Raw genomic sequence first — 16,509 nt, 5'->3', positions numbered from 1 at the left:
GCTCCTGAGCTTTCTAACGGTCTTACAACATGCAAAAGTTAACGATTCTTGGTGCTACTGGATCAATTGGTGCAAGCACGCTTAAAGTGGTCGAACAAAACCCAGATCTGTTTTCTGTCGTTGCCTTAGCGGCAAGCACTAACGTTGAAAAGATGATCGGTCTATGTCGTCAGTGGCAACCTAAGTATGCGGTCATGGCAGATAAAGCTGCGGCGTCTCAACTTCAAGCTGAGCTACACTCGGTTTCGCCAGGTACCGAAGTGCTAGGTGGTGTTGATGCGCTATGCCATATTGCTTCGCTGGACGAGGTCGACAGTGTAATGGCTGCTATTGTAGGAGCAGCTGGCTTATTGCCTACCATGGCTGCCGTGAAAGCAGGTAAGCGAGTCTTGTTGGCAAATAAAGAAGCACTTGTAATGTCAGGCCAGCTATTTATTGATGCTGTAGAAGAATTTGGCGCAGAGCTACTTCCCGTCGACAGTGAACACAACGCCATTTTCCAATGTTTACCACAGCAAGTACAAACCAATCTAGGTCGTTGTAATTTACAAGAACATGGCATTTCTCATATTTTGTTGACTGGATCTGGTGGTCCTTTCCGTTACACTGACATCGCAGAACTGGAACAGGTGACACCCGCTCAGGCGATTGCTCATCCAAACTGGTCGATGGGGCCAAAAATTTCTGTTGACTCTGCCACGATGATGAATAAAGGCCTTGAGTATATCGAAGCTAAGTGGCTATTTAATGCTGCTCGCGAACAACTGAAGGTGGTTATTCATCCTCAATCGGTAATTCATTCTATGGTTCAGTATCGTGATGGTTCGGTCTTGGCACAAATGGGAGAAGCGGATATGGCGACGCCAATTGCGCTCACCATGTCATACCCGTCAAGAGTGGAAGCTGGGGTTAAGCCGCTAGACTTCACGAAAGTTGGTGAGCTGACGTTTTTGCAGCCTGATTTTGCTCGTTACCCATGTTTAAAACTCGCAATTGATGCCTGTTATGAAGGTCAACACGCAACAACAGCATTGAACGCAGCTAATGAAGTCGCTGTTGATGCATTTTTAAATAACAGACTAGGTTTTACCGATATTGCTCGCATCAATGAGTCTGTGTTGAATAAAATCAACGCAAGCTGCAAAGCTGAGAATGCGAATAGCTTGGAAAGCTTGCTCGAGCTAGATAGAATGGCACGAACTATTGCCCTAGAAACCATACGCGAGCGTAGCTGATGACTGGTATATTGTGGAATCTCATTTCTTTTATCGTCGCACTGGGCATTCTTGTTGCCGTGCACGAATTTGGGCATTTTTGGGTTGCTCGCCGTTGCGGCGTTAAAGTTGAAAAGTTTTCAATCGGTTTCGGCAAGTCTATTTGGAGTAAAGTAGGCAAAGACGGAACGGAGTACAGCATCTCAATGATCCCTCTCGGCGGCTATGTGAAAATGGTTGATGGCCGTGTCGATGAGGTGCCAGAACATGAGAAGCACCTAGCGTTTGATAAGAAGCCGTTATGGAAGCGAACCTCTATTGTTGCGGCTGGCCCCATCTTTAATTTTCTTTTCGCAATTTTTGCCTATTGGCTGGTATTTCTAATTGGTATCCCGGCTGTTAAGCCTGTAATTGGTGAAGTTACGCCCAATTCGATTGTTGCGGAAGCTGGAATTGAATCTGGAATGGAACTTAAATCGATATCTGGTATCAAAACTCCGGATTGGGAATCAGTAAATATGGGATTGATTTCTCATATTGGCGATGATTTGATGACGGTAACACTAACGTCAGCGAATGAAGTTGGTTCAGAAGTAACGAAAACGCTCGATTTACGTGAGTGGAAGTTCGACCCAGAAACTCAGTCAGCGATGCAGTCGTTAGGTTTTGCTCCGTATACACCGGAGGTGTATCGAGTTATCGAGCAGGTCTCGCAAGGTGGAGCGGCGGAAAAAGCCGGTGTGCTTCCAGGTGATGAGGTTGTCGCAATTGGTCAACAACGCGTAACCGAATGGAAGCAAGTGGTTGAAGCGGTTCGTTCTAATCCTGATACACCGCTTGAATTGACGGTGTTACGTCAGGGTTATGAGCAAACATTGACGCTGACGCCCGGTAGCCGTGAGCTAGCTAACAAAGAAGTCGTTGGTTTTGCAGGTATTGCACCTAAAGTCGCAGAATGGCCAGAAAGTTATCGCTTCGATCTTCAGTTTGGTGTATTCGAGTCAATAGGTAAAGCAGTAGACAAAACTGGCCAAGTCATTGGTTTGACAATCAGCATGCTTAAGAAGCTGATTGTTGGAGACGTTGGTCTGAATAATCTGAGTGGACCAATATCAATAGCCAAAGGCGCAGGCGCGACAGCAGATTATGGTTTGGTCTACTTTTTAGGTTTTCTCGCTCTAATTAGTGTTAACCTAGGTATTATTAACCTCGTTCCTTTACCAATGTTGGATGGCGGTCATTTGTTGTTTTTTGCAATTGAAGCAGTCATTCGACGTCCTGTTCCTGAGAAAGTGCAGGAAATGGGCTTTAGAATTGGTGGTGCGATCATCTTCTCGCTCATGGCGTTAGCGCTATTTAATGATTTTACTCGTCTGTGATAGTTCAGAGACAAAAGCAGTAGCAAGGAATAATTAGAACAAGTATGGCGATTAAGCGAATTCTATTTGCAAGTTTACTGGCGACCAGTGTATCTGCAAATGGAGCAGAGAACTTCGTAGTTCAAGATATTGAAATCGATGGATTGCAGCGTGTAGCACTGGGTGCTGCATTGTTGAAAATGCCTGTACGTGTCGGTGATACCATTGGCCAAGGCGATGTTGCAGAAATTATCCGCGCCCTGTATGCATCTGGTAACTTTGAAGATGTGAAAGTGTTGCGTGACGGTGGTGTTCTGATGGTTCAAGTCAAAGAACGTCCTACCATTGCAAGCATCTCTTTTTCAGGTAACAAAGCAATCAAGGACGAGCAGCTACAAGAAAACCTGAACGCGTCTGGCGTTCGTGAAGGTGAAGCGCTTGACCGCACCACGCTAAGCAACATTGAAAAAGGCTTAGAAGACTTTTACTACAGCGTAGGTAAATACAACGCAACAGTAAAAGCGGTGGTTACTCCACTACCACGTAATCGTTCTGACCTTAAGTTTGTCTTTACTGAAGGTGTGTCGGCAAAAATTCAGCAAATCAACTTTATCGGTAATGAAGTGTTCAGTGATGAAGAACTGCTTTCGCGCTTTAACTTAAATGTTGATGTGCCGTGGTGGAATTTCCTTTCTGATGAAAAGTATCAAAAGCAAGTCCTTGCAGGTGATATTGAAGCACTCAAATCATTCTACCTGGATCGTGGTTACTTAAAATTTAACGTTGATTCGACACAAGTTGCAATCTCTCCTGACAAGAAAGGGGTATACATTACTCTTGGTCTAGAAGAGGGCGAGGTTTACACCGTTAAGGACGTGAAGTTCCGTGGTGATTTGATTGGTGAGGAAGCGACGTTCGAAAGACTTGTGCCATTTGAAGACAATGAGACATACAACGGCTCGTTGGTTACTTCAATGGAAGAAGGAATTAAGCGTGTGCTTGGTGAGTCCGGTTATGCTTATCCTCAAGTGAACACCATTCCTGAGTTTGACGACGAGAATCAAGAAGTTTCTTTGGTCGTTAACGTAGATCCGGGTAACCGAATTTATGTTCGTGATATTCGCTTCACGGGTAATAACTCAACCAAAGATGAAGTCCTTCGTCGTGAAATGCGTCAGATGGAAGGCAGTTGGTTGAACTCGAAATCGATTGAAACGGGTAAAACTCGTCTAAATCGTTTGGGCTACTTTGAAAATGTTGAAGTACAGACGGTTCGAGTTCCTGGTAGTGATGATCAAGTTGACCTAGTTTACTCTGTCAAAGAAGCGAACTCTGGTAGCGTTAACTTCGGTGTTGGCTACGGTACAGAATCGGGTGTGAGCTTCCAGGTTGGCCTGCAACAAGATAACTTTATTGGTAGCGGTAACCGTGTTGGTATCAATGCGATGATGAATGACTACCAGAAAAACATCAGTCTAGATTACCGTGATCCGTACTGGAACTTAGACGGTGTAAGCTTAGGTGGTAAGGTTTTCTATAACGAATTTGAAGCGAAAGAAGCCAATATTGTTGACTATACCAACGAAAGCTATGGCGCGAGCTTAACGTGGGGCTTCCCATTCGATGAGTTGAACCGTTTTGAATTCGGTGTCGGTTATACGCACAACAAGATCGGTAACTTATCGCCTTACTTGCAGGTAGAGCAGTTCTTACGAGCACAAGCAGACAACATTGATTCTAGTGGGGCGTTGAACACAAACGACTTCGACTTCAATATCTCTTGGACACGTAATAACTTAAACCGTGGTTACTTCCCAACGGCAGGTAACCATCAGCGTGCATTCTATAAAATGACCGTACCTGGCTCTGACGTTCAATACTTCAAAATGCAGTACGATGTTCGCCAGTATGTGCCATTGACTAAAAAGCACGAGTTTACCCTCTTGTTCCGTGGCCGCTTAGGTTACGGTAATGGTTACGGTCAAACGGATGGTAACGATAACTTGTTCCCATTCTACGAAAACTACTACGCAGGTGGCTTTACATCGCTTCGTGGCTTTGGCTCAAACTCTGTTGGTCCTAAAGCGGTTTACCGTGATACATCTGGTTCAAACAATGGCGCAGATACAGCAACAGATGACTCTGTTGGTGGTAACGCCGTAGCGCTAGCAAGTGTTGAGTTGATTGTCCCAACACCATTTGCATCAGAAGAAGTACAAAACCAAATTCGTACCAGTATCTTCTTTGATATGGCAAGTGTTTGGGATACGGAGTTTGACTACCGCGATTCAGGTGCGGAATATGGTGACCGTTACTACTACGATTACTCAGATCCAACCAACTACCGCTCTTCTTACGGTGCGGCGTTGCAGTGGATGTCTCCAATGGGGCCACTAGTCTTCTCACTAGCGAAACCAATTAAGAAATTTGATGGCGATGATGAAGAGTTCTTCACATTCACTATCGGTAGAACTTTCTAAAGAGGAAAATATTTTGAATAAAATGATCAAAGCGGCTGGGATTGGCCTTCTTGTACTGAGCTCTTCAATGTTTGCAAATGCGGCAGAAGCTGCACAGAAAATTGCTTACGTAAATACAGCTCAAGTTTTTCAAGCTCTTCCTCAACGTGAAGTTGTACTACAAAAAATGCAGAAAGACTTCAAAAGCAAAGCTGATGAACTGAAGTCAATCCAAGCACAAGCTAAAACAAAGATTGAGAAGCTACAACGTGACGGCGAGCTTTTGGGTCAAGACGAAGTTGAAAAGCTACGTATCGATATCGCGAAGCTAGACAGCGAGTACAAAGTGAAAGCACAAGCACTTGAAAAAGCAAGTGCGCGTCGTGAAGCTGAAGAAAAAGCGAAGCTTTTCAAAACGATTCAAGATGCAGTTAAGAAAGTCGCAGACAAAAATGGTTACGATCTTGTGATTGATATCTCTGCTTTGCAGTACGGCAAGCCAGAATACAATATCTCTGAAGACGTAATTAAAGCTCTAAAATAAGAAGTTATGAAGACATTAACATTAGCCGAATTGGCGACAATTACCGGGGGTGAGCTGTTTGGTGACGAGTCTCTCGTTGTAAGCCGTGTTGCCCCAATGGATAAAGCACAAGAAGGTGACGTAACCTTCTTGTCTAACCCAAAATACGCAAAACACCTTTCTGAGTGCCAAGCTACCGTTGTTATGGTAAAGGCTGAGCATAAAGATCAATGCGTTGGAAGTGCGCTAGTGGTTTCAGACCCTTATGTCGCATTTGCTCGTGTGGTCCAAGCGATGGATACCACACCAACACCGGCAGACGATATTGCACCAAGTGCTGTGATTGCCGCTGACGTTAAGATGGGTGAGAACGTTACAATCGGCGCTAATGCTGTGATTGAAACGGGCGTAGAACTCGGCGATAACGTAAGCGTTGGCGCTGGTTGTTTTATCGGTAAGAACGCCAAGCTAGGGAATAACACCAAGCTTTGGGCTAATGTCACTATCTACCATGAAGTGTCATTGGGTGATGACTGTCTCGTTCAATCGGGTACCGTCATTGGCTCTGATGGCTTTGGTTACGCTAATGACAAAGGCGAGTGGATTAAAATTCCTCAGCTTGGTTCAGTGCGTATCGGTAACCGCGTTGAGATTGGTGCTTGTACTACGATTGACCGCGGTGCACTCGAAGATACTATCATTGAAGACAATGTCATTCTCGATAACCAACTTCAAATCGCGCACAACGTGCAGATCGGATATGGTACCGTGATGCCTGGTGGTACTATTGTCGCAGGCAGTACAAAAATTGGTAAGTACTGCCAGATTGGCGGCGCGTCTGTTCTGAATGGCCATATCACTATCGCAGATGGTGTGGCGATTACAGGTATGGGCATGGTAATGCGCAGTATCGAAGAAAAAGGCCTTTACTCATCAGGTATTCCACTACAAACGAACAGAGAGTGGCGTAAGACCGCAACTCGAGTTCACCGTATTGATGAGATGAATAAGCGCCTAAAAGCGGTTGAAAAACAGCTGGAACAGAAAGAAGAAATTTAGAACAAGTTATCTTTCGCTCTGTATTTAACACGAAGGCTAACAAGCTCTAGTTCCATATTCTGTACGAAGACTCGCGAAATGCGGGTCTTTTTCTTCTATAATGACGCGCTCTAAGTAGATTTAACTCCAAGATGGTGCGTATTTTGCTAGTATATTGCAAAGCGATTCGGCTTTACGACCTGTTGCCACGTTTGCCATCTTGGCGGCAAAAAATTGATATAGGAAGACGACTTTGACTACTGAAAAGAAAACGATGAACATCTCTGAAATTCAAGAGCTACTACCTCATCGCTACCCATTCTTATTGATCGACCGAGTGATAGACTTCCAAGAAGAGAAGTACCTTCACGCGATTAAAAACGTGTCGGTTAACGAACCTCAGTTCACAGGTCACTTTCCTCAACTACCAGTATTCCCAGGTGTTTTGATTTTAGAAGCAATGGCTCAGGCAACAGGCTTACTTGCATTTAAATCATTTGGTGCACCAACAGAAAATGAACTGTACTACTTTGCAAGCGTAGACGGCGCGAAATTCCGTAAACCAGTGGTTCCGGGCGACCAATTGGTTATTGAGGTAGAATTTCTGAAAGAACGTCGTGGCATTGCTGCATTTAGCGGTGTAGCAAAAGTTGACGGCGAAGTAGTATGTTCTGCAGAACTGAAGTGTGCTCGTCGAGAGTTTTAATATGATTCATGAAACCGCTAAAATCCACCCGGCAGCGGTGGTAGAAGAGGGCGCCAAAATTGGTGCTAACGTAACAGTAGGTCCTTTTACGTACATCACCTCTACGGTTGAAATTGGTGAAGGCACAGAAGTGATGTCTCACGTTGTGATCAAAGGTCACACAACTATTGGCAAAGATAACCGTATTTTCCCACATGCTGTCATTGGTGAAGAAAACCAAGACAAAAAATACGGTGGTGAAGACACAACTGTGGTTATCGGTGATCGTAACGTCATTCGTGAAGCGGTCCAAGTTCATCGCGGCACAGTGCAAGACAAAGCAACCACGATCATTGGTGATGACAACTTATTATGTGTGAATGCACACGTTGCGCACGATGTTGTTATTGGTAACCATACTCATATCGGTAATAACTCGATTCTTGGTGGTCACGTTACAGTTGATGATTATGCCGGTGTGATGGCACTGTCTGCGATTCATCCGTTTTGTACAGTGGGCGCTTACGCTTACATTGGCGGCTGTTCAGCTGTGGTGCAAGATGTCCCAGCTTATGTACTCGCGCAAGGTAACCACGCTACTCCATTCGGCTTGAACCTTGTTGGCTTGAAGCGTAATGGCTTTGAGAAACCAGAGATTCGTGCGCTACAAAAAGCGTATAAAGAAATCTACCGTTCAGGTAAGACGCTAGAAGAAGTGAAGCCTATTCTAGCTGAAATGGCTCAAGAGTGGCCAGCAGTGAAGCGTTTCTCAGATATTCTGGAAACGACGGAACGTGGCATTATTCGTTAATTGGCGAATGAACCAATAAATAAAAAGATCGTGACCGAATTTGAGGTTACGATCTTTTTGTGTTTTATGGATAAGGCAAACCGTTATCCATAGCGCACAGGAAAAATAGCGAAGTAGATATGGAAAGACCATTACGTATTGGCATCATTGCCGGAGAATTGTCTGGCGATACGCTAGGTGAAGGCTTTATCAAAGCAGTAAAGCAGCAATATCCAGACGCAGAGTTCGTAGGCATTGGCGGTCCGAAAATGATAGCCCAAGGTTGCGAGTCTCTGTTTGATATGGAAGAGCTTGCGGTGATGGGATTAGTCGAGGTTTTAGGCCGCTTACCGAGACTTCTTAAAGTGAAAGCTGAGCTCGTTCAGTATTTTACTCAGAATCCGCCTGATGTTTTCATAGGGATCGATGCTCCTGACTTCAACTTACGCTTGGAGCTTGACCTCAAGCAAGCGGGCATTAAAACCGTTCATTACGTGAGTCCGTCTGTTTGGGCTTGGCGTCAGAAGCGCATCTTTAAAATAGAAGCGGCAACGAACTTGGTGCTAGCATTTCTTCCGTTTGAGAAAGCGTTCTACGACAAATTTAATGTACCTTGCGAGTTCATTGGTCATACCTTGGCTGATGCCATCCCACTAGAATCAGAACAAGCGCCTGCACGTGAGTTGCTTGGTTTAGAACAAGATAAAAAGTGGCTTGCTGTCCTGCCAGGCAGTCGTGGTAGCGAGTTAAAAATGCTCTCAGAGCCATTTATTGAAACCTGCAAGTTACTCCATAAAAAATTTCCAGAACTGGGGTTTGTTGTCGCGCTTGTTAATCAAAAACGCCGTGAGCAGTTTGAACAAGCCTGGAAAGCGCTCGCGCCAGAGTTGGACTTCAAGTTAGTTGATGACACCGCACGCAACGTCATCACCGCATCCGATGCTGTGATGTTGGCCTCCGGTACCGTAGCGTTGGAGTGTATGCTTCTCAAGCGTCCAATGGTGGTGGGTTATCGTGTGAATGCATTTACTGCTTTCTTAGCTAAACGTCTATTGAAAACGAAGTATGTGTCATTGCCGAATATCTTGGCGGATGATGAGCTCGTCAAAGAATATCTACAAGATGAGTGCACACCGGACAATTTGTTTACTGAGGTTTCTCGCTTATTGGAAAGCGACAATAAACCGATGTTAGATAAATTTACGGAAATGCATCATTGGATTCGTAAAGATGCGGACCAACAAGCCGCAAACGCAGTTCTAAAACTGATTGAGAAATAGAGATTTATCATGGCTGTTAAACCAAAAGCGACCAAAACCAAAGTTGAACTCCCTCCATTTGAATATCCGCAAGGTTATCAGCTTGTGGCCGGAGTCGACGAGGTCGGACGTGGCCCTTTGGTGGGAGACGTCGTCACCGCTGCGGTTATCCTTGATCCTAACAATCCTATTGAAGGGTTGAACGATTCGAAAAAATTGACCGAAAAGAAACGCATTGCGTTGCTTCCTGAAATCAAAGAAAAAGCATTGGCGTGGGCGGTCGGGCGTTGTTCTCCTGAAGAAATCGATCAACTGAATATTTTGCAGGCGACTATGGTTGCGATGCAGCGTGCAGTGGCGGGGTTACAGGTTCAACCTGATTTGGTGTTGATTGATGGTAACCGTTGTCCGGAGCTGCCAATGGATGCTCAAGCTGTAGTAAAAGGCGATCTACGTGTTGCCGAAATCAGTGCGGCTTCAATTATTGCCAAAGTCGTGCGTGACCAAGAGATGGAAGAGTTGGATAAACTTCATCCACAATTTGGCTTCGCGAAGCACAAAGGTTACCCAACTAAAGCGCACTTTGAAGCGATTGAGCAACACGGAGTGATCAGTGAACACCGCAAGAGTTTCAAGCCAGTAAAAAAAGCGTTAGGCATAGAATAATCAAACGATCTAATTGGTGTTATAAACCCAACCTCTTTAGGTTAGAATCCCCAACAAAATAGAGTTACACGGTACCTGTTAATGTCAGATCCCAAATTCATCCACCTGCGTGTTCATAGTGACTTCTCGATGGTGGATGGCCTCAACAAAGTTCCGCCAATCGTAAAGAAAGTTGCTGAGCTCGGTATGCCCGCAATGGCGTTGACCGACTTTACCAACCTATGTGGTTTGGTGAAGTTTTACGGTACGGCGCATGGCAGTGGTGTTAAACCGATCATTGGTGCTGACTTTAAAATGCAGTCGGACGAGTTTGGTGAAGAGCTGACACAAGTGACTTTGCTTGCGGCGGATAATGTAGGTTATAAGAACCTGACGTTATTGATATCAAAAGCGTACTTACGTGGACATGTTCAACACCACCCAGTGATTGACAAAGCCTGGTTGGCTGAAATGTCTGAAGGCCTGATTGTATTATCCGGCGGTAAAAGCGGGGAAATTGGTCGCGGCCTTTTGAAAGGCAACCGTCAAATAGTGCAAGGGTGTATTGATTTCTATAAACAGCATTTTCCAGATCGCTTTTATCTTGAGCTACTTCGTACCGGTCGTCCAGATGAAGAAACTTATCTTCACTTTGCGGTTGAATTGGCAGAGCAGCAGGACTTGCCAGTAGTGGCGACCAATGAAGTTGTATTCCTGAGTCCAGACCTATTTGATGCTCATGAAATACGCGTAGCGATTCACGATGGTTACACATTAGAAGATCCGCGTAGGCCAAAAAACTACAGTCCGCAGCAATATCTTCGTACAGAAGAAGAAATGTGTGAGCTGTTTGCTGATATTCCTGAAGCGTTAGAAAACAGTGTCGAGATAGCGAAGCGTTGTAACGTGACTGTGCGCTTAGGTGAGTACTTCCTACCAGCTTTCCCAACCGAAGGGATGAAAGAGACTGAGTTCCTAGTCATGAAATCCCGAGAGGGGTTGGAAGAGCGTTTAGAGTTCCTATTTCCAGATGAGGAAGAGAGAAAACGTCGCCGCCCTGAATATGATGAACGTCTTCAGATAGAGCTAGATGTTATCAACCAAATGGGATTTCCTGGTTACTTCTTGATCGTAATGGAGTTCATCCAGTGGTCAAAAGATAATGGAATTCCTGTAGGTCCTGGACGTGGTTCCGGTGCTGGTTCTTTGGTGGCTTACGCACTAAAAATCACCGATCTGGATCCACTAGAATATGACTTGCTGTTCGAACGTTTCTTGAACCCAGAACGTGTTTCGATGCCCGATTTCGACGTCGATTTCTGTATGGATAAACGTGACCAGGTTATTGACCACGTTGCGGAAATGTACGGTCGCGACGCGGTATCTCAGATCATCACGTTTGGTACCATGGCGGCAAAAGCGGTAATCCGTGACGTTGGTCGCGTATTGGGCCACCCATTTGGTTTTGTTGATCGTATTTCAAAGCTGATCCCGCCCGATCCAGGCATGACGCTAGATAAAGCGTTTAAAGCTGAACCTGCACTACCTGAATTGTATGAGGCCGATGAGGAAGTTAAAGAACTCATCGACATGTGTCATATTTTGGAAGGCTGTACGCGAAACGCCGGTAAACACGCTGGTGGTGTTGTAATTTCACCTACAACAATTACCGATTTTGCGCCAATTTATGCAGACGCTGAAGGTCACTTTCCGGTTACTCAATTTGATAAAAACGATGTTGAGACCGCTGGCCTAGTTAAGTTTGACTTCTTGGGTCTACGTACCTTAACCATTATTGACTGGGCGTTAGGGCTGATTAACCCACGTCTAGAGCGAGAAGGGAAAGAACCGGTTCAAATTGAATCGATACCGTTAGAAGACCCTGCCTCTTTCCGTTTGTTGCAAAACTCTGAAACGACAGCAGTATTCCAGCTTGAATCTCGAGGCATGAAAGAGCTGATCAAACGACTTCAGCCAGACTGTTTCGAAGACATCATCGCATTGGTAGCACTCTTCCGTCCGGGTCCTTTACAATCGGGCATGGTAGATAACTTTATCGACCGTAAACATGGTCGAGAAGCGATCTCTTATCCAGATGAAAAGTGGCAACACGAGTCGCTAAAAGAGACGCTTGATCCAACCTACGGCATCATCCTGTACCAAGAGCAGGTAATGCAGATTGCGCAGATCTTAGCGGGTTATACGCTAGGTGGTGCGGACATGCTCCGTCGTGCAATGGGTAAGAAAAAGCCAGAAGAGATGGCAAAACAACGTGCTATCTTTGAAGAAGGTGCGATAAAGAACGGTATCGATGGCGAGTTGGCGATGAAAATCTTCGACTTGGTAGAGAAGTTCGCCGGTTATGGTTTTAACAAATCGCACTCTGCTGCTTATGCATTGGTTTCTTATCAAACTCTTTGGCTGAAAACACATTATCCTGCCGAATTTATGGCTGCGGTAATGACAGCCGATATGGATAACACGGAAAAAGTCGTTGGCTTGGTCGATGAGTGTTTCCGTATGAAGCTTACCGTGCTGCCACCAGACATCAACTCTGGCCTATATCGCTTTAATGTTGATGAAAATGGCGCAATTGTTTACGGTATTGGTGCGATAAAAGGGGTTGGTGAGGGCCCTATCGATGCGATTCTTGAGGCGAGAAATAAAGGTGGTCACTTTAAAGACCTATTTGATTTCTGTGCTCGAGTTGATCTAAAACGTGTCAATAAACGAGTGATAGAGAAGCTGATTTACGCGGGCGCGTTGGATCGACTAGGCCCACACCGCGCGGCGATGATGGCGTCACTCAATGATGCGGTAAAAGCAGCAAGTCAACATCACCAAGCTGAGGCGTTTGGTCAAACAGATATGTTTGGTGTGTTAACGGATGCACCTGAAGAAGTAGAGCATAAGTATACGCAGGTTCCGCCTTGGCCAGAAAAAGTGTGGTTAGAGGGCGAGCGTGATACCCTAGGTCTATATTTGACAGGGCACCCAATTAACGCCTACGTAAAGGAACTAAACAAATACACCAGTTGTCGACTAAAAGACGCAACGCCCACTCGCCGCGATCAATCTGTCACGGTAGCCGGCCTGGTTATTGCCGCTCGTGTAATGACGACCAAGCGTGGTACACGAATTGGTATTATGACACTGGATGACCGAAGTGGTCGCATGGAAGTGATGTTGTTCTCAGATGCGCTGGATCGATACGCTGAACTTCTCGAAAAAGACAGAATTTTGGTCGTTTCTGGACAGGTCAGCTTTGATGACTTCAACGGTGGCCTTAAAATGTCGGCGCGTGAAGTTATGGATCTCGGCAGTGCGCGCGAGAAATACGCTCGTGGTTTGTCGGTATCGATAGATGCAAATCAGATCAACGATCAGTTTTTTGAGCAGTTCAGCCGTATTTTAGAACCGCACAAAGCCGGAACCGTACCCGTCAATGTATACTACCAGCGTGCCGACGCCAGAGCGCGGTTAACATTGGGCACCGAGTGGCGAGTTACGCCAAGTGATACATTACTCGACGATTTAAAACAGTTGCTTGGCAAAAGCCAGGTAGAACTCGAATTTAACTAAAAATTCAGCGCAATATGTTAGACGCTGAGTAAACAAGGATTCATAGATGAGCCTAAACTTTCTTGAATTTGAAAAGCCAATTGCAGAACTAGAAGCGAAAATTGAAGCATTACGTGATGTCTCTCGTCACGGTGGTGATTCTGCGATTGACCTGGATAAAGAAATCGAACAGCTTGAGAAGAAAAGCTTAGAGCTGAAGAAAAAAACCTTCAGTGACCTAGGTGCATGGGAAACAGCTCAACTGGCTCGTCACCCACTACGTCCTTACACGCTGGATTACATCCAACACGCTTTTGAGGAGTTTGATGAATTAGCGGGTGACCGCGCGTTTGCAGACGACAAAGCGATTGTGGGTGGCATGGCTCGCCTTGAAGGCCGCCCTGTGATGATCATTGGTCACCAAAAAGGTCGTGAGACCAAAGAAAAGGTGAAACGTAACTTTGGTATGCCGAAACCAGAAGGCTACCGTAAGGCTCTACGCTTGATGGAAATGGCAGAGCGTTTCAACATGCCGATCATCACATTTATTGACACGGCTGGCGCATACCCAGGTGTGGGCGCAGAAGAACGTGGTCAATCTGAAGCTATCGCGAAAAACCTAAAAGTGATGTCTGGTCTTAAAGTACCAGTAATCTGTAACGTTGTCGGTGAAGGCGGTTCTGGTGGTGCATTAGCAATCGGTGTAGGCGACTACGTGAACATGCTTCAGTACTCTACGTACTCAGTAATTTCTCCTGAGGGTTGTGCTTCAATCTTATGGCGTGATTCAGACAAAGCGCCACAAGCGGCAGAGGCAATGGGCCTAACTGCTCCGCGTCTTAAAGAGCTTGAACTGATCGACGAAATCATCGAAGAGCCACTAGGCGGCGCTCATCGCGATCATGTTCAAATGGCAGCGAATATGAAAGCGACACTACTTCGTCAGCTAGAAGATCTAGAACAACTGGATGAAGAGACGCTACGTGAACGTCGTTACCAGCGCCTAATGAGCTACGGTTACTGTTAATTTCGGTGATTGCTGTTAAGCGTTAGCTGATATCTCAATTGATAACAGTTAAAATAGAAAGGGTTGGATGAGAGTCCAGCCCTTTTTTGCACCTATCGGATCGTTTATGGAATCGCTTTACCCGCATTTTGCTCAAGTTCTCGACCGCTACTATCAATTAGGCACTAAGGTTGTCTTAGCGTTTAGCGGAGGAGTGGATTCACGTCTTTTACTCGAATTACTCAGTCGCTACCAACAAGCGCACTCTGTAGAGTGTCACGCTGTGTATGTGCACCATGGTTTAAGCTCGAATGCCGATAATTGGGCCGATAAATGCTTACTTTGGGCACAACAAGTGGGGATATCGTGCTCGATCGAGCGAGTGAGCTTAGACATCAGCAATGGTGAAAGTATTGAACTTCTTGCTCGTGAAGCTCGCTACCAAGCCTTAACTAAGTACATTCAAGAAGGCGATATACTGTTGACTGGTCAACATGCCGACGATCAAATAGAGACTTTTCTCCTTGCGCTTAAGCGCGGCAGCGGGCCTAAAGGGTTATCTTCGATGGCGGAGAGTATGCCGTTTTCTTGCGGATCTCTAGTTCGACCATTGCTTACTATCAAGCGGAAGACCATCGAAGACGCCGCTACTAAATTAGGCTTGGAGTGGGTGGAAGACGAAAGCAATCAAGATACCCGTTATGATCGTAACTTTCTTCGTCATTGTGTTATTCCTGAATTGTCTGGTCGCTGGCCGAGTATCCATCAAGCGGTTCAGCGCAGTGCAAGTTTATGTGCTCAACAAGAAGCGCTATTGGATGAACTATTGAGCGCGGTGTTTGAACGCGCTTTACAAACGGATCTAAGTTTGAGTATTGAAGAACTGGCTAAGCACAGTGGATTAGCGCGTGCGCGCTTGATTCGTATGTGGCTGTCTAAGCTTAATACTAGTATGCCGACTCAGGTACAACTCAATCTCATCTGGAATGAAGTCGCATTAGCTCAGCAAGATGCCAACCCCAAACTACAACTTAAACAAGGTGAAGTGCGCCGTTTTCGAAATTGTCTCTATTGGGTAACGGAAACGGCTGACGTCACTGAGTGGCAAAGTACGATTCAAGTTGATGCGACTTTGTCGCTGCCAGAGCGGCTAGGGGAGCTGACCTTAACGACGAGTTCTAGCAACGCAACGATTGCGCTTCCGAGTCAGCCAGAATTGCTTCGCGTGACCTTTAATCCGGAAGGCTTATCAGCGCATCCAACCACGCGTAATCACAGTCGAAAACTGAAGAAGTTGTTCCAAGAATACAATGTGCCAAGCTGGCTGCGTCGTCAAATTCCGATTTTGATGTATCAAGACCGAGTCGTTGCTGTGGCAGATCTGTTCGTTGATCAGGCATTTAATGGTCAAGATTGTGAACTTATTTGGCGCAGGTAATGAAAATTCATGCCACAATGTCGATTATAAAATATAAAAATCCTTAAATAATAATTGATTAGGTGAAGCAATGAAGAAAACAATCATGGGTGCAATGGTGGCGTTAACCATGTTCAGTGGGCAAGCTCTAGCTGCGGGAGATGTCGCAGCAGGTCAAGCAAAGTCGGGAGTATGCGCGGCGTGTCATGGCGCTGATGGTATTGCTGTCATTCCGGGTTACCCAAATCTGAAAGGGCAAAATGAGCAATATATTATCAGTTCAATTAAAGCTTATAAAAATAAAGAGCGAACAGGTGGGCTTGCTGCTGTGATGCAAGCTCAAGCTTCATTGTTGTCTGATGAAGACATCGCTAACCTAGCGGCTTACTACGCAAGTTTGAAGTAAACGCGAGTCTGAAGTAAAGCTTGGACGATTGGGCATTGAGCAGTCCTCATTGGGTTTTATCAACTTATGATATTCGCCATGTTAATTTGCTCAGCCTGGATTTTCGCTGGTGGATCAGAGACAAACATTGAATGTTGCGAAACGCTAA

13 protein-coding genes are annotated in these 16,509 nt (G+C 45.5%); all 13 read left to right on the top strand.

The annotated features are described in order from the left end of the window. The first annotated feature begins 29 nt into the window (after positions 1-29). The 13 genes from ispC to R7P64_RS11540 all read left to right on the top strand — a co-directional run bounded on the left by ispC (position 30) and on the right by R7P64_RS11540 (position 16,361). A complete protein-coding gene (ispC, locus tag R7P64_RS11600) occupies positions 30-1,235 on the top strand; it encodes a 1-deoxy-D-xylulose-5-phosphate reductoisomerase (RefSeq protein ID WP_005385353.1) in 1,206 nt (401 codons plus the stop codon). Further along, positions 1,235-2,593: a sigma E protease regulator RseP gene (gene rseP / locus R7P64_RS11595; protein WP_318123546.1), complete on the top strand. Its 1,359-nt coding sequence runs from the start codon at positions 1,235-1,237 to the stop codon at positions 2,591-2,593. The genes ispC and rseP overlap by 1 nt, the downstream gene beginning before the upstream one ends. Before the next feature lie 44 nt (positions 2,594-2,637). Continuing rightward, positions 2,638-5,052 (top strand): outer membrane protein assembly factor BamA, encoded by a 2,415-nt coding sequence (gene bamA, locus R7P64_RS11590; protein WP_005391802.1) that lies wholly within the window; start codon positions 2,638-2,640, stop codon positions 5,050-5,052. 13 nt (positions 5,053-5,065) lie between these two features. Then, positions 5,066-5,575: an OmpH family outer membrane protein gene (locus R7P64_RS11585; RefSeq protein ID WP_005391804.1), complete on the top strand. Its 510-nt coding sequence runs from the start codon at positions 5,066-5,068 to the stop codon at positions 5,573-5,575. A gap of 6 nt (positions 5,576-5,581) precedes the next feature. Then, positions 5,582-6,613, top strand: coding sequence for a UDP-3-O-(3-hydroxymyristoyl)glucosamine N-acyltransferase (gene lpxD, locus R7P64_RS11580; protein WP_171343218.1), 1,032 nt, complete (start codon positions 5,582-5,584; stop codon positions 6,611-6,613). Between the two features lie 232 nt (positions 6,614-6,845). After that, positions 6,846-7,298, top strand: a complete 453-nt coding sequence (gene fabZ, locus R7P64_RS11575) for a 3-hydroxyacyl-ACP dehydratase FabZ (RefSeq protein WP_005380349.1) — start codon at positions 6,846-6,848, stop codon at positions 7,296-7,298. A 1-nt stretch (position 7,299) separates the two neighbouring features. After that, on the top strand, positions 7,300-8,088 hold the full coding sequence (gene lpxA, locus R7P64_RS11570) for an acyl-ACP--UDP-N-acetylglucosamine O-acyltransferase (RefSeq protein WP_005380357.1): 789 nt from the start codon (positions 7,300-7,302) through the stop codon (positions 8,086-8,088). A 119-nt stretch (positions 8,089-8,207) separates the two neighbouring features. Then, entirely contained in the window at positions 8,208-9,347 is a 1,140-nt protein-coding gene (gene lpxB / locus R7P64_RS11565; RefSeq protein ID WP_065274758.1) for a lipid-A-disaccharide synthase, read from the top strand. Positions 9,348-9,356: 9 nt separating this feature from the next. Further along, positions 9,357-9,992, top strand: coding sequence for a ribonuclease HII (rnhB, locus tag R7P64_RS11560; RefSeq protein ID WP_065274757.1), 636 nt, complete (start codon positions 9,357-9,359; stop codon positions 9,990-9,992). Between the two features lie 81 nt (positions 9,993-10,073). Then, positions 10,074-13,553, top strand: coding sequence for a DNA polymerase III subunit alpha (gene dnaE, locus R7P64_RS11555; RefSeq protein ID WP_222712280.1), 3,480 nt, complete (start codon positions 10,074-10,076; stop codon positions 13,551-13,553). Between the two features lie 46 nt (positions 13,554-13,599). Then, a complete protein-coding gene (gene accA / locus R7P64_RS11550) occupies positions 13,600-14,559 on the top strand; it encodes an acetyl-CoA carboxylase carboxyl transferase subunit alpha (RefSeq protein ID WP_005380365.1) in 960 nt (319 codons plus the stop codon). Positions 14,560-14,665: 106 nt separating this feature from the next. Further along, positions 14,666-15,976, top strand: a complete 1,311-nt coding sequence (tilS, locus tag R7P64_RS11545; RefSeq protein ID WP_151515048.1) for a tRNA lysidine(34) synthetase TilS — start codon at positions 14,666-14,668, stop codon at positions 15,974-15,976. A gap of 70 nt (positions 15,977-16,046) precedes the next feature. Beyond that, on the top strand, positions 16,047-16,361 hold the full coding sequence (locus R7P64_RS11540; protein WP_033905507.1) for a c-type cytochrome: 315 nt from the start codon (positions 16,047-16,049) through the stop codon (positions 16,359-16,361). The last annotated feature ends 148 nt before the right edge of the window (positions 16,362-16,509 follow it).

Origin of the sequence: Vibrio sp. 2304 (genome assembly GCF_033339475.1) — a bacterium.
GTDB lineage: Bacteria > Pseudomonadota > Gammaproteobacteria > Enterobacterales > Vibrionaceae > Vibrio > Vibrio alginolyticus.
Note: the sequence above shows the minus strand (reverse complement) of the source record. Positions and strands in the feature narration are given on the sequence as shown.

Excerpts from the sequence above, each read along its gene's own strand:
- lpxA (WP_005380357.1), top strand. The coding sequence starts at position 7,300 with ATGATTCATGAAACCGCTAAAATCCACCCGGCAGCGGTGGTAGAAGAG.
- tilS (WP_151515048.1), top strand. The coding sequence starts at position 14,666 with ATGGAATCGCTTTACCCGCATTTTGCTCAAGTTCTCGACCGCTACTAT.
- R7P64_RS11540 (WP_033905507.1), top strand. The coding sequence starts at position 16,047 with ATGAAGAAAACAATCATGGGTGCAATGGTGGCGTTAACCATGTTCAGT.
- bamA (WP_005391802.1), top strand. The coding sequence starts at position 2,638 with ATGGCGATTAAGCGAATTCTATTTGCAAGTTTACTGGCGACCAGTGTA.
- dnaE (WP_222712280.1), top strand. The coding sequence starts at position 10,074 with ATGTCAGATCCCAAATTCATCCACCTGCGTGTTCATAGTGACTTCTCG.
- lpxD (WP_171343218.1), top strand. The coding sequence starts at position 5,582 with ATGAAGACATTAACATTAGCCGAATTGGCGACAATTACCGGGGGTGAG.
- lpxB (WP_065274758.1), top strand. The coding sequence starts at position 8,208 with ATGGAAAGACCATTACGTATTGGCATCATTGCCGGAGAATTGTCTGGC.
- rseP (WP_318123546.1), top strand. The coding sequence starts at position 1,235 with ATGACTGGTATATTGTGGAATCTCATTTCTTTTATCGTCGCACTGGGC.
- rnhB (WP_065274757.1), top strand. The coding sequence starts at position 9,357 with ATGGCTGTTAAACCAAAAGCGACCAAAACCAAAGTTGAACTCCCTCCA.
- ispC (WP_005385353.1), top strand. The coding sequence starts at position 30 with ATGCAAAAGTTAACGATTCTTGGTGCTACTGGATCAATTGGTGCAAGC.
- accA (WP_005380365.1), top strand. The coding sequence starts at position 13,600 with ATGAGCCTAAACTTTCTTGAATTTGAAAAGCCAATTGCAGAACTAGAA.